The sequence below is a fragment of the Micromonospora sp. MW-13 genome, from assembly GCF_003434305.1.
GTDB lineage: Bacteria > Actinomycetota > Actinomycetes > Mycobacteriales > Micromonosporaceae > Micromonospora.
The window spans coordinates 808,824-821,499 of record NZ_QKKX01000009.1; the positions used below are offsets into that span (position 1 = coordinate 808,824).

Sequence of the window (12,676 nt, forward strand, 5' to 3'; positions counted from 1 at the left end):
TTCCCGTGTCTCCACTGGACCCCGTCTGCGCGCGCCGCGACAATCTCTACTCAGCGGATGGGTCTTGGGGGGCGACCGGTGCTGGTGGAAGCGGTGGGCATCGGTCATGGAGATGTGGATCTCAAACTGTGGAAGGTCGTTGACCGGCCGCGCGGGACACCGGCACGATGAGCGGATGTCGCAGTGGGACGAGGTTCTCCGCACTGCTCGCGTGCACGTCGACCTGGCCCGGCACGCGAGCGCGCTCTGTTGAGCTGACCGGTCGGTCGGCTCAGCCCCGGCACCGTGCCCCGCTCGCCCGTCCGCTCACCGCGGGGCGGCGTGCCGCCAGGTCCCGCCCGCCGGAACGCGCTCCACCGATCGTGGACCCACCTCCCTCGTGGACAGATCAGGAGACAGCCGTGTCCCCATCCCCGCGTCCGCTGCCGCCCACCCCAGCCGCGCCCACTCCGCGGGCCGGAGGTCACCGGGCGGTGCCGGCGTGACCACCGTGCACCGGCCCGGGGCCGGCGCCGTCGAGCTGCGCCCGGTCGACACCGACCTGTTCCGCGCCCTGCTGCGCCGGCAGGCGGCCACGGTCACCGTGGTCACCGCACCGGGGCCCTCCGCCGGCCGGGGGCGCCCACCGCTGCCGCCGGCCGGGTTCACCGCCGCCTCGTTCACCTCGGTGTCGCTGGAGCCGCCGCTGGTGTCGTTCTGCCTCGCCCGGGCGTCGTCGAGCTGGCCGACCATCGAACGCGCGGAGCACGTGGCCGTGCACCTGCTCGCGGCCGGGCAGCAACAGGTGGCCCGCACCTTCGCCACCAGCGGCATCGACCGCTTCGCCGCGCACCCGGGCTGGACGGTCGGCCCGTTCGGGGTGCCGCTGGTAGACGGGGCGCTCGCGGCGCTGCTCTGCCGGGTGGTGCACCGGGTGACCGCCGGCGACCACACCATCGTCATCGCCGAGCCGCTGGCCCTCGGGTCGGGGGAGGACGGCAACCCGTTGGTGCACCACCGGGGCGGCTTCAGCACCACCGCCGGCCCGTGGGACGCCCTCGGCTGAGCGCGCCGGCCCGTACCGGAGGGTCAGCCGCCGGGGTCGTGCCGCCGGCCGGGGCCGCGCCGCGCCCGTGCGGGATCGGCGGTCAGCGGGGCTCCCCGGCGTGGCCCGGCCGGGCGGTCAGCGGGGCTCCCAGGCGTCCGGCCGGGCGATCAGCCGCCGCACGTGGCCGGGCAGCCGACCGCTGGTCAGCTCGGCCAGGCTCACCTCGTCGACCACCTGCCGGACCGCCGCCCGGACGGCCACCCAGAGCCGGGGCAGGTTCTCCGCCGCCCCCTCGTAGCTGGTCTCCTCCGGGCGCATCCCGCGCACCCCGGCCAGCGGACCGTCGACGGCCCGCAGGATCGCCCCGATGGTGACCTCCTTCGGCGGGCGGGCCAGCGTGTAGCCGCCCTCGGCACCCCGCTGGGCCCGGACCAGCCCGGCCCGGCGCAGGTCGGCCAGGACCGCCTCCAGGAACTTGCGCGGCATGTCCTGCTCCGCCGCGATGGCCTGGGTGGACAGCAGGGAGGGGTACGCGGTGGCGAGGCTCAGGGCCGCCCGTACCGCGTAGTCGCCGCGCGCGGAGATCTGCACCCCCTCATCATGCCCGCCTGCCCGGCCAGGTCGGATCGGTGGGCGGCCGTGGCCGGACGATCCGGCCTGCCGCCGCCCCGTCCCGCCCGCCGCCGGGGCCCGTTGGACGCTCCCGAAGGCCCGCCGCATGCTCCCGGCTGTTGCGCGACGACCCGCCCGGCGCGTCCGGCCGGCGGGCGCCCCCCGCGCGCCCGGCCGGCGGCTGCTCCCGGCCGTTGTGGTACGACGCCTGCTCCCGGTCGTGCTGGGGCGACGCCGGCTCCCGGTCGTGGCGGTGCGGCGCCGGGGCGGGGCCCTTTCGGCCCGGCGGCTGCTGCCGCCCGGCGGGCGTCGCCCGGCCCCGGGCCGCCCGGAACGCGCCGGGGCTCACCCCCACCTCGCGGGTGAAGAACCGGCCGAAATTGGTCGGCTCCGGGAAGCCGATCCGGCGGCCGATCCGGGCGATCGGCTCGTCGGTGGCGGCGAGCAGCCGGCTGGCCTCAAGGGCCACCCGCTCGTCGATCACCTGCTTCGCGCTGCGCCCGGTCACCGCCAGGCAGGCCCGGGTGAGGGTACGCACCGAGCAGCCGATCCGAGCCGCGTAGTCCTCCACCCGGCGGGTGTGCTGGTAGCCGCGCTCGACCTCCTGGCAGAGCCGCCGGAACGTGGCACCCTCGGCGCGCCGCCCGGCCGGCGCCGGGTCCGCCGGGTCGGCGGGCAGCAGCGTGAGCCGCAGCAGCAGCACGGTGAGCTGGTGACGGAGCAGGGCGCGGGCGGCGGGCACGTCCGGTTGCCGCCGCAGGTCGACCACGAGCTGGGTCACCTCGTTGATCACCGCGTCCTCGTCCTCGCCGGCGAGCTGCCGGTGCGCCGGCACGTCGTCGCCGTCGGCGTCGAGGCCCGGGTTCCGCAGCAGGGCGGCGGGCGTCCAGCGCAGCACCACGGCGTCGAGCTGCTCCCCGGCACAGCGCAGCGCCTGGCCGGGGCGGACCCGCAGCAGGGTGCCGGGGCGGCAGGGCAGCGGCCGGAAGTCCAGCTCGGCGGTGCCGTGGCCACGGGTGACCAGGACCACGAGGTCCGCGTCGAGCAGGACCGGGCGTCGCCACTCGGGGTCCTCCGGGGCGAGGTCGCCGAGGGCGAGGGCGGCGATGCCGGCGGCGCGGGCGGCGGGCTCGGTGCGGGGCGCGGGGGCGGAACGGGCCGTCGCCAGGTCGGAGCGGGTCGACGCCTGGTCGGTGGGGGGTGCCGGGGAGGGCTGACCGGAGGGGACCATCGCTGCGACGGTAGCCCGCGTCCGAGCAGGTCGCATCCCGACAAGGCCCGGGTCGCCCCGCCGCACCCCGGCCCGGCGGCTTGTCGGGGCGCGGCGACCAGGCTAGGTTACCGATCGGTAGCGCCGGGTTCGGCGGACAGACCGGCGGCCCCGAACGGCGATGGGATGGGCATGACGGATCTGTTCTCGGTCGAAGGCAAGACGGTCCTGGTCACGGGCGGCTCACGGGGGATCGGGCTGATGATCGCCCGGGGCTTCGTGCGGGCGGGAGCGGACGTGATCATCTCTTCCCGCAAGGCGGACGTCTGCGCGGCGGTGGCCAAGGAGCTGTCCGCCGAGGGCCGCTGCGCGGCGATCCCCGCCGACCTGGGCCACGACGCGGGGGCCGAGGGCCTGGCCGCGGCCGTCCGGGAGCGGGTGGACCGGCTCGACGTGCTGGTCAACAACGCCGGGGCCACCTGGGGGGCACCGCTGGAGTCGTACCCGGAGAGCGCGTTCGACAAGCTCTGGGCGGTCAACGTCAAGGCCGTCTTCCGGCTCACCACCGCCCTGCTGCCGGCGCTGCGCGCGGCGGCCACCGGCGACGACCCGGCCCGGGTGATCAACATCGGCTCGATCGACGGCATCCGGGTGCCGTCCATGGAGGTGTACGCGTACTCGGCCACCAAGGCGGCCGTGCACATGCTCACCCGCGGCCTCGCCCACCAGCTCGCCGGCGAGCGGATCACCGTGAACGCGATCGCGCCGGGGCCGTTCGAGAGCAAGATGATGGCCTTCGCGCTGGAGGACCCGACGGCCCGGGCGGCGATCGAGCAGCAGGTCCCGCTCGGCCGGATCGGGCGCCCCGAGGACATGGCCGGCACCGCGATCTACCTGTCGTCGCGGGCGGGGGCGTACCTGACCGGCGCGGTGATCCCGGTCGACGGCGGGATCACGACGCACGGCTGAGCGTGTACCCGGCAGCAGCGGCCGGGGCCGCGCGGACTCGGCAGATCCGCGCGGCCCCGGCCGGCGTCGTGTCAGCGACCGGCGAGGAGCCGGTTCACCGCCGTGTCGACGTCCAGGTGCTCGGCCTCCCGGCCGCGTGGGACGACGACGTAGGTCCGCCGCAGGAAGCGCACCAGGACGCTGCGCGGCACCTCGAACAGGGCGTTGCCGTCCGGTGACGACAGCGCCAGCGCGACGAAGTCGCCGCGCGGGGTGGCCCACGGCCAGACCCGGACGTCGCCGATGCCGGCCGGCTCGTCCAGGCCGGTGACCAGCAGCTCGCGGGCGAACGACCAGCTCACCGCCTCGCCGCCGGCGGATTCGGCGTGGAACAGGACATGGACCGCATACGGATCAGCAGGGTCGTAACGCAGGCTGGCACGCACCGGCAATGCGGTGGCGTCAGGCGCGACGAGCCTTAGCGACGTCTCGACCTCTACGGTCGTCGGTCGGATGACACTCATGGACGTTCTCCCCCCGGCACCGCTGCGGAACGCGCGTGTCCCGCTTTTCCCATACTCAGGTGCTACTCCTGGCTACGCTCCGCCATACGCTGACTTCACCCAGTGGTGGGAAGGGGGTCGGAAACGCCGCTAGAATGTGAAAATTCTTGTACGATATCCGGTTCTGCCCAGTGCGTGATCCCGCCCGGCATCGGGGTGGTTCAGACGTCGACTTACTCCGGTAACGTCCAGTGGTCCGATGGAGTGACGGGCCGGGGCGACACTGGAGGACGAAATGGTCACGAACCGATCCTCAGTGGATGGGCCGGCCCGGCCCAGCCCCCCGAAAGGAGGGGTCCGAGCAGCCGAAAGGCGGGGGTACGCAGTGCCGAAGAATCAGCGCGACCGGCGCGGTCGGGGTGGCGTCGACGCCTCCTCGTCCGGGGGCGGGACGGCGGTCGCGGAGCGGCGCCCGAGGCGCTGGCGGCAGCGGCTGGTCAGCACCCTCGACCTGATCCGCGCCAACCCCACCGGCCGGGTCACCCTCAAGATCTTCATCTCCATCGCCGGCGCCCTGGTCGTCACCATCGGTGTCGCCCTGATCCCGCTGCCCGGCCCCGGCTGGCTGCTGGTGATCGCCGGGCTGGGCATCTGGGCCGTGGAGTTCCACTGGGCCCGCCGGCTGCTCAACTTCACCCGCCGGCACGTGCAGGGCTGGACCCGGTGGGCCACCAGCCGGTCCCTGCCGGTGCGGTTCGTGCTCGGGTCGGTGGGCCTGGTCTTCGTCGCCGTGGTGTTCTGGCTCTCGCTCAAGTACAGCCTCGGCATCGACCTGCTGGCCCGGCTGCTGCACTACCTCGCGACGCACTGACCCCGGATTCGCAGTCCGGTCCCTCGATCGGGTAGAGTCATCGGCGCTGAGGGCGATTAGCTCAGTGGGAGAGCGCTTCGTTCACACCGAAGAGGTCGCTGGTTCGATACCAGCATCGCCCACGCAGGTCAAAGGCCACTTCCCGGAAACGGGAGGTGGCCTTTCTGCTGTCGTACAGCAGCGAAGTACAGCAACGGCGTCAGCGGCCGAGCGAGTCGCCGAGGCGCTTGAGGGCTTCCCGGGTCGCCTTCGACGAGACCTGGGTGTAGATCTCCATCGTCACGGAGAAACGGGCGTGCCGGAGGATCTGCATGGCGACTCTCGGGTGTACGTCGAGGTCGGCGAGCAGGGTGGCGCAGGTGCGGCGGGCGTCGTGGACGGTGATCGGCTTGACTCCCGCCTTGTCGCACCGGGTCCGCCAGGAGCGTTGGAAGTTGCGCGGTTCGATGGGCGTGCCATAACGGGTGGTGAATACGAGGTCGGATTCCTGCCACGCCTTTCCGGCGGCTTCTCGTGCCTCGTCGCGTTGTGCGCTTCGCAGCTTGAGTGCGGTCACGCAGATGTCGGGGAGCGGGAGGGTGGCGTCGGACGCCTGGGTCTTGGTGTCGCGGTGGAGCAGTTTTCCCCGTACGCGTTGCAGTTGCCGGCCGATGGTCAGCTCTCCGGAGTCGAGGTCGATGTCATCCCAGGTGAGCCCCAATGCCTCGCCCTTGCGCAGGCCGGTGACGAGGACCAGGGAGTAGGCGGCGTAGAGCGGGTCCTCGTCGGCGCGAGCCGATTCGAGGAACTTGCGGGCCTCGTCGCTCGACCAGGACTTACCGCGTCGGCGGCGGACCGTGGCGAGGGTGACCGGCACGGCCGGGTTCCTGGTGATGAGGTCTTCGGCCTGGGCGTGGGTGAGGGCGGCCCGCAGCGCGGCCCGGATGTCGCTGACCGTCCGCGTCGAGGGGACGGCCTGACAGCAGCGGCCGACCGCGCAGCAGCGCCGCTTGTCCTTGCGACGGGCGGCGTCCTTGCCCTGGGCGCAGCACTGGCAGGTGCGGGCCACCTGGTTGATCCAGGTCTGCACGTCGCGCGGCTGGAGCCGGTCGAGCCGCTTGGCCCCGAGGCCCGGGGCGAGGTATCGGCGGACGAACGTCTCGTAGGTCGCGTAGGTCAGCGGTGCCCGGTTCGGCTCGATGATCTCGGTCAGCCAGTAGGTGAGGAAGCTGCCGACCGTCGGGACACTGGTCGCCACCGGCCCGGCCTTGGCCTGCTGGTGCAGCTTGATCCACTTGTCGTGGACGATTTCGCGGGTGGGGCCGTAGACGTACTTGCGGGTGCGTTTGCCGTCGGGCTTGGTGACCCAGACGTAGGCGGCGAAGCCGTTTCGGTAGGCGTAGATGGAGCCTTCGCCGTTGGCTCGTGCGCGTCCGGGCATCAGGCGGCCTCCTGCCGTTCGACCTGCTCGTGGATGTAGTCGTCGACCCATTCGGGGAGGATGCGGCGGTACTTGCCGTCCTTGATGGAGCGCAGTTCGCCGGTGGCGATCTTCATCTTGACCTTGGACAGGCCAAAGCCGAGCAGGACGGCGACCTCGGCGGGGGAGTACCAGCGCGGGGTGAGGTTCCTGCTCAAGCCGCCACCCCCGACCACGCCTCGTGGGCGAGTTCTTCCCGGCCGATGCGTCTGCGTTCCCGGTGTTGGGCAGCGGCGGTGTTGGCGAGCAGGGCATCCCCGTCGGTCAGCCAGCCGGAGCCGGTAAAGGTGAGAGAGCCGACGGTGACGGTGTCGGCGGTGCCTTCCTCGGCGCGGCGGTAGGTGGCGCGGGTGTCGCGGAGCAGGCCGAAGGTGACCGAGTAGCGGCGGGCCTTGGTGAGGAAGTGACCGCCGTAGCCGAGCATGTGCGCCCAGCGGCGCAGCCCGGCGTAGGCGTTGGGTTCGGTGTCAAGGTCGCCTTGACGCTCGTCGGCCGGGGTGGCCTTGGGGGTGGTGTGGTGGTGAGTTGGGCGGCCGAGTCGCCAGCAGGCGTCGATGAGGCGGGCGAGGTGGTCGCCTTCGGGGTCGGCGTAGGCGTCAATCGTGTCGGCGGTGAGTCGGGTGGAGCAGTGGCCGGTTGCCTCGGTGGACTTGGTGGCGTACTTGGCGAGGTAGGCGGCCACCTTCCCGTCGGTCATGTCGCCGTCGCTGGTGCCGATGTGGCGGACGTCGATCTGTTCGCCCCAGGTGATTGGCCAGCCGTGCGGCCGGTCGGGGTGCGGTGGGGTGGTGAGGGTGATCTGCCGGGCGGCGGCGTGCACGGCGGCGTCCAGGTCGTCAACGGTCATCCCGGCCGGCGGTGGTACCAGGGCGTGCCGGTCGTGGGGGTCGACGCCGTCGAGGCGCAGCAGGGCGTGAAAGTGCACCGCGCCCCGGCGCTGCATCTCGGCTACCTTGCCGTGTGACACCCGCACCGGCGGCACCCGGCGGATTCGGCCCGTGTCCGTGGCGACTTGGACGTGACCGATGCCGCGTTGGCGGCACAGGGCGGTGAGGTGGCGTTCGATGGCCTGTTTGGTGCGCCGCCACAGCTCGCCGGAGAAGGCGTTCCAGACGACCTGGTGGTCGTGGTCGTAGCAGTCCAGGCACAGCGGCCGACCGAGCTGCGGATCATCGCTGTCGTGGCGGGCGAAGCACGCCGCAGGCTGCCCGTGAGGGCAGGTGCCGGCGGTGCGGCGGGCGTGGCAGGGGGCCGGTCGGCAGTCGCAGCGCCGCCGGTCGGCGCAGGTGTGCCGGGGGATGTGCCGGTGGTGGACCGGGCCGAAGGACGGGGCGGTGAAGGTGGCGAAGACGACCGGATGCGTGGCGACCGTGGCGGGGACGGTCTTGCCGCCGGTCAGGCCGCAGCGGACGACCTGGAAGGCGTCGCCCGCGTAGACCCAGGCGCAGTCGGGGCACTGGGCGGCACGCCGGTTGCCGCACGCCTTGTAGAGCGTGCGGTCGGGCAGTTCGTCGGTGTGCCGCTGCTCCAGGACGCGGCCGGTGTCGGTCTCGACGGCGGTGAGGGTGCCGGTCAGGCGGATCGGGCGGGTGCAGCCACCGGCGGAGCGGGTGTGCTCCAGCCAGCCGAAGAAGTCCGGCGTGGCGGCTCGGTGCAGGGCCTGGGCGTCACGGCCGGCGGCGAGGGTGGGCAGGGTGGACACGGATTCTCCTCAAGGCGGGTGGCAGGGACGGGCGACGAACTGCCACCGGACGCCGGAGCGGTGTCCGTCGGTGGTGTCCGTGGTGTCTCCTGGCACCGCCTGGGAGGGCGGCTGACGCCGGAGGGCGGAAGCATGGCTATCGGCCACCGACCGCCGCTGGGATGCGTCCTTCCGGTTGCTGGACGTTGTGTGATGCCGGGACGGGGGGGTGCCTGATCGTCGGCATCCGGGAAGTTGCCGCAGGCGATCTCCACCCGTCGAGGGAAACGAACCCGGGCCATCGTGGACGGCAGGGAAGGCCGTGCTGGACCACTCAGCGGATTCCGGGGCCGGCACAGCGGCCGGTGCGATCGAGAGCCGGCGGGACGTGGCCCGCATCAGCGGCAGGAAGGCCGCTCAGCATCTCCGGGGTCGAGTCCAGCGATCCGGCAGGAAGGCCGCGCTGGCGTGTTCGACGAAGGCCAGAGTAGCACCGGGTACGGACACGTCAACCCGCCGTGAGTCCGGTGCCGGGGCTGATCCGGCCGGGCTGCCAGCCTGCCAGCCGGTGTGGGAGGACTTTCTGTACGTCTATCAAGGCGGCCCTGAACGGGCCGCACGCGCCGCCACCAGGGCGCGCGCCCGTCGCTCCGCTGACGCTCCGACTCCGGTCACGCAACACGCCCGGCGGCTGGCGCGGACAGCGGGTAGCCCGGTGGGCCGCCGCATGACGACCGGCCGTTTCCCGGTGGGGGTGGTGGGCCGGCAGCCGGCCGGGCCGCGCGGCCGACACCCGCGCGGCGTGGGGGAGCGACGCCGGGTCCGTCGGCGGCCGGCGGGCTGGTTGGCGGGGTTGCGGTTACTGCGCCTCCGGCGGGGGCGCTCCGGCTCCAGGATGGCCGGGGGGCCGTCGGCGGCTCGCGGTCCGTGGGTGGTTGCGGTGGGGAGCCATCCCGCCCGCCGTCGACCCGGGCGAGCCGAGCAGACCACCGCCCGACCCGCCAGCGTCCGTACGAGCCGTCAAGGCCGTCTTGACTGGCGGGCCGGGCGGCGGCCCGCTCCACATGGAGTGCGGGTCGACGGCAGACGGGATGGCACAGCGGCGAGCATGGTCATAACGGCTACACGTGTTGGCTCAGCACTCGATTAGTCCGACGGAAAGGCATCTGCGATGATCCTTCTGGCGTCGAACTGATGTGCTCGATCGTGCACGTTCGTGCCGTTTCCGGCCGAAAGTGTGAAATAGAACTGCGAGGGCCAGGACGAGTAGGGCTTAATTTTTCCGGATCTTAGCGCCTGATCGTACTCGCGTGCCACTGGCAGGACATTCGCATGCCAAGTGGCCCTTGAGCTGCCCTCAAGGCGAGCAGGAAGCGTAGGGCCTTCCACTTCTGTCACGTCCAGGACAGGCCGTCGGTGGCCATAGGGCGTGATGCGGAAGCCCTGAATACTGACGTCTCCTCGACCCTCGTTGGTGACAGTGAAGGCCATCACGACGCGCCTTGCCGAGGGATCTGTCTTCTCGTGGACCACTTGGAGTCGGAGCCTTGGGCCGCTCGCTTGATAACTTAGATAGGCGACGCGTGCGGCCACCGCCGATACAAGGACAGCTAGCGTGGATGTCCCCAGGGCGACGTACGCAACCCATCCCGGCGCAGCTCCTGACATGCGCCGAGGGTAGACCACTGTCGAGGCGTTACGTCGTTCGCTCCCGCTGCGAACCAGGCAGACTGGTCAGGAAGGGGTGACCAGGGAGCTTCCGCGCGGGGTGCCTCGCACGTACAGCGTGCGGCATCGTGGATGGTGGCGGTACGCGGGGTAGGCTCTGTCGCACTACTAGGGAGGGTGACGTGGCCACCTGTGCAAACCCCGAGTGCCCCGACGACATGGGGTGGGACTCAAGCCGTTGGACGAGCTGGGTCCAGGTCGAGCAGACAATGCTGGTTACGGATGGTCACAATGGCAGTCATGTCGTTCAGAAGAACCTTGCTGCTGTGACCTGCTCCAAGAGGTGTGCGATCGCAGTGCTCAGCAGGGACCTGGAGGTAGAAGAATCCCGTCGAGCGAAGTTCAACCCGTTCGCCTCCGCCGTACGGAGCAGTCAGAGCAGCTCCCAGATACCTGAGTGACTAACTGGGTGACCACCGACCCAAGCGACGATGGACGCGCACGGACGACCGTGGACGGATGTCGCAGCTAGCCGCGTGCTGTGTGGCAGGTCAGCGAGTCTTGTCGGTTGCCTGGGGGTCAAGGAGTCGCTGGGTTGACATCCATAGGAGCATCGGGATGGTGGCAAGCGTGGGCGGCACTGTGTTGTCGTCTTGATCGAGCCCATGCAATCCTCCTCCCATGAGGGAACCCAAGTGGACCCGTGGGGCCTACGCAAGCGCACCGGCCCTTGACCGTGTGCAAAACACCGGAGTAATCGGGGCCAGCGCTTACGTGGAGTGTTGGAGCGGGACAGTGGACGAACTTTGCAGCGTCCTAGAGCAACTATCCAGGAACCCTATGGGTTCCGAGGATGAGGCTGCTTTGGCCTGCGTCTCCTGGACCGACGGAACAAGTTCGGCAGCAAATGAGCTTGACAGCCTGCGAGAGCTTCTGGCTCCCGAGCGTCTCGCCGAGGTCTTGGCTGTTCGCATCTCAGTGAGGACAGATAGCGGGACCAAGGCGACCCTCGTGGCTCGACAGAAGCTACCTGGCCTCGTGCTACGGGTGGAGGGCAATGAGTCAGCTGCGGTGCTGGGAGCGTCTGAACTGGCGTTCCGACGCATGATGGTTGGATATGTCGACCGGATGGGTGGTCTACGGGCGCTGTTTTGGATGCTTTCCGGAATAGCCCCGATGATACTAGTATCTTGGGCTGTGCAGCAAAGTGACGCGAGTGTACCCGCGCGTTTGGGGCTCTTGACTGTGGCAATTCTGAGTGGCTTTTCGCTTTTTGCTTTCAGTGGGCCAAGGCTCCAGGTCAATCAGGCACTCGTGCTGCTTGTGCGCGTTCCCGATAACCGGATGCAACAGTGGAGGGTGCTAGCAAAATCGGTTTACGCCAATAAGCGGACGAAGGCGATTGCGGGCGTCGCTGGCGCTCTCATTCTAGGCGTCATTGGAAATAAGCTGTCCGATCTCATTCCCTTCCCATAGTCTCATCTAGATTTCGGGCACTGGGGAACGCTGGCGGTAGCGCCGCCTATGTAGGCGGCAAGTGGCTTTGTGGTCGGGTCGAGTCGGCATGGCTCCCTTGTGGTAATTGAATCACTCGGGATGACAATAATGCGGCGATCGGAGTCAACTAGGACTGTGGTCCGATCGTCATTCTCCTTCAAAACGTAGCCCGTGACGGCGCTACTTCCTGCTGTGTGAATGTTCTCGGCCGGCAGCCACATTGAATTTGGCGCAAGCAAAAGCAGCGCTGCAAGTGTGAAGTAGATGGCGCCGAGATCGGCGTAGATTGGCGGCCTCCTGCGGCGGCGATCGATGAATTTCCAGATCCTTTCCGTGAGCGCGTTTATCAGAACGAACGCCGCCACGGCGGCCAGCATAGTGGGCGATGTTGTAAGGATGCACAGTAGAAGGCCCGTTGCGAACAGATGCCGAACTGCCGTGTTAATTCTGACGTTATCGCTTGCTTGGGGGGCTTCGAGCCTAGACATCGAGACGAAGGAGAGTCCGATGGCCATTAAGATCAAAGGCGGTCCCCATTGGATAAGCGTCGTGAGAGCTAGTCGAAACACGTCCACGGTTTCAATGAGCATGATGAGCGTTGTCGGCTCGAAGCCCGCCACTCGACCGACCCGCAGGAAGACAAGGAGAACGGGAATCGCTGACAGTGACAACGCGAGGTGCGTCGAGAAGAAGGACTCCGCTGCGCCTTGCGACGCCTCAGCATTGGCCCTCGCAGGCCGTGGCGAAGGGGTGGCCGATGTAGAAACTGGGTCATCAGCGTGTTCGCGCACGCCGTCATGGCTCATAGAGCAACTCTACTGAGCGCCGTCCAGCGAACGACTGTGCCAGCCATCCGCGATCTTGCTACGAGCAACGCTGACTCTGCATGCTGCCCCTGTTGTTCTCGACAGCAACAGTGACAGCAACAAGGCCCCTTACAAGCGAGAGGTCGGCGCACCGGAGGGCTGGCGGTTGGTGGTGACCTGGCAGCGCGCGTGCGGTGTTGGGCTGGCCGCGAAGCGTGACCCCACGTACCGTCCGTTGTGCATGCTCTACGCCGGAAGTCGTCGACCTCGTGCAGGAGGAGTCATGGCTGACTACATTGGGCTGCGCGTCGCCAGTTGGCGGGACACCGCCGGGATGACGCAACAGCAACTGGCCGACCGGGTAGGTGTGACCGCCTCTTACATTTCGATGATC

At 69.8% G+C, this 12,676-nt stretch carries 12 protein-coding genes and 1 tRNA gene; 6 read left to right on the forward strand and 7 right to left on the reverse strand.

Annotated elements, in window-relative coordinates:
• Positions 1 to 481: 481 nt before the first annotated feature.
• The gene (locus C5N14_RS07760) at positions 482 to 1,045 is read left to right on the forward strand and encodes a flavin reductase family protein (RefSeq protein ID WP_117666841.1); all 564 of its coding nucleotides are present in this window, start codon (positions 482 to 484) and stop codon (positions 1,043 to 1,045) included.
• Positions 1,046 to 1,162: 117 nt separating this feature from the next.
• Here the strand turns inward: C5N14_RS07760 and C5N14_RS07765 are convergent, their stop codons facing one another.
• Positions 1,163 to 1,618, reverse strand: coding sequence for an Rrf2 family transcriptional regulator (locus C5N14_RS07765; RefSeq protein WP_117666843.1), 456 nt, complete (start codon positions 1,616 to 1,618; stop codon positions 1,163 to 1,165).
• A gap of 7 nt (positions 1,619 to 1,625) precedes the next feature.
• Entirely contained in the window at positions 1,626 to 2,870 is a 1,245-nt protein-coding gene (locus C5N14_RS07770) for an AraC family transcriptional regulator (protein ID WP_117666845.1), read from the reverse strand.
• Positions 2,871 to 3,041: 171 nt separating this feature from the next.
• On the opposite strand from C5N14_RS07770, the gene C5N14_RS07775 reads away from it, so the two are divergent.
• Positions 3,042 to 3,818, forward strand: a complete 777-nt coding sequence (locus C5N14_RS07775) for a glucose 1-dehydrogenase (RefSeq protein WP_117667010.1) — start codon at positions 3,042 to 3,044, stop codon at positions 3,816 to 3,818.
• A gap of 71 nt (positions 3,819 to 3,889) precedes the next feature.
• On the opposite strand, the gene C5N14_RS07780 is transcribed toward C5N14_RS07775, so the two are convergent.
• Positions 3,890 to 4,321: an SsgA family sporulation/cell division regulator gene (locus tag C5N14_RS07780; protein ID WP_007457244.1), complete on the reverse strand. Its 432-nt coding sequence runs from the start codon at positions 4,319 to 4,321 to the stop codon at positions 3,890 to 3,892.
• A gap of 274 nt (positions 4,322 to 4,595) precedes the next feature.
• Here C5N14_RS07780 and C5N14_RS07785 point away from each other — a divergent pair, with 274 nt between their 5' ends.
• Positions 4,596 to 5,171: a TIGR02611 family protein gene (locus tag C5N14_RS07785; RefSeq protein WP_117666847.1), complete on the forward strand. Its 576-nt coding sequence runs from the start codon at positions 4,596 to 4,598 to the stop codon at positions 5,169 to 5,171.
• Between the two features lie 50 nt (positions 5,172 to 5,221).
• Positions 5,222 to 5,293: transfer RNA gene (locus C5N14_RS07790), tRNA-Val, on the forward strand.
• A 77-nt stretch (positions 5,294 to 5,370) separates the two neighbouring features.
• Here C5N14_RS07790 and C5N14_RS07795 read toward each other — a convergent pair.
• Genes C5N14_RS07795 through C5N14_RS07805 form a run of 3 tightly spaced genes read right to left on the reverse strand, consistent with a single transcriptional unit; the run spans position 5,371 to position 8,323 of the window.
• Positions 5,371 to 6,591 carry a site-specific integrase gene (locus C5N14_RS07795; RefSeq protein ID WP_117666849.1) on the reverse strand — a complete coding sequence of 407 codons (1,221 nt, stop codon included), beginning with the start codon at positions 6,589 to 6,591 and terminating at the stop codon, positions 5,371 to 5,373.
• Positions 6,591 to 6,788, reverse strand: a complete 198-nt coding sequence (locus C5N14_RS07800) for an excisionase family DNA-binding protein (RefSeq protein WP_117667012.1) — start codon at positions 6,786 to 6,788, stop codon at positions 6,591 to 6,593. The genes C5N14_RS07795 and C5N14_RS07800 overlap by 1 nt, the downstream gene beginning before the upstream one ends.
• Complete coding sequence (locus tag C5N14_RS07805) at positions 6,785 to 8,323, reverse strand: replication initiator (RefSeq protein ID WP_371685811.1); 1,539 nt, start codon at positions 8,321 to 8,323, stop codon at positions 6,785 to 6,787. The genes C5N14_RS07800 and C5N14_RS07805 overlap by 4 nt, the downstream gene beginning before the upstream one ends.
• Positions 8,324 to 10,660: 2,337 nt before the next feature.
• Between C5N14_RS07805 and C5N14_RS31695 the strand changes: the two genes are divergently transcribed.
• The gene (locus C5N14_RS31695; RefSeq protein ID WP_128763529.1) at positions 10,661 to 11,455 is read left to right on the forward strand and encodes a hypothetical protein; all 795 of its coding nucleotides are present in this window, start codon (positions 10,661 to 10,663) and stop codon (positions 11,453 to 11,455) included.
• Positions 11,456 to 11,457: 2 nt separating this feature from the next.
• Here C5N14_RS31695 and C5N14_RS31700 read toward each other — a convergent pair whose 3' ends face one another.
• Entirely contained in the window at positions 11,458 to 12,096 is a 639-nt protein-coding gene (locus C5N14_RS31700) for a hypothetical protein (protein ID WP_128763530.1), read from the reverse strand.
• A 469-nt stretch (positions 12,097 to 12,565) separates the two neighbouring features.
• Between C5N14_RS31700 and C5N14_RS33750 the strand changes: the two genes are divergently transcribed.
• On the forward strand, positions 12,566 to 12,676 hold a 111-nt coding region (locus tag C5N14_RS33750), incomplete at its 3' end, for a helix-turn-helix transcriptional regulator (RefSeq protein ID WP_133305761.1).

Coding starts and splice junctions, on each gene's coding strand:
- C5N14_RS07770 (WP_117666845.1), bottom strand. CDS start 2,870: ATGGTCCCCTCCGGTCAGCCCTCCCCGGCACCCCCCACCGACCAGGCG.
- C5N14_RS07785 (WP_117666847.1), top strand. CDS start 4,596: ATGGTCACGAACCGATCCTCAGTGGATGGGCCGGCCCGGCCCAGCCCC.
- C5N14_RS07775 (WP_117667010.1), top strand. CDS start 3,042: ATGACGGATCTGTTCTCGGTCGAAGGCAAGACGGTCCTGGTCACGGGC.
- C5N14_RS07780 (WP_007457244.1), bottom strand. CDS start 4,321: ATGAGTGTCATCCGACCGACGACCGTAGAGGTCGAGACGTCGCTAAGG.
- C5N14_RS07795 (WP_117666849.1), bottom strand. CDS start 6,591: ATGCCCGGACGCGCACGAGCCAACGGCGAAGGCTCCATCTACGCCTAC.
- C5N14_RS31695 (WP_128763529.1), top strand. CDS start 10,661: ATGAGGGAACCCAAGTGGACCCGTGGGGCCTACGCAAGCGCACCGGCC.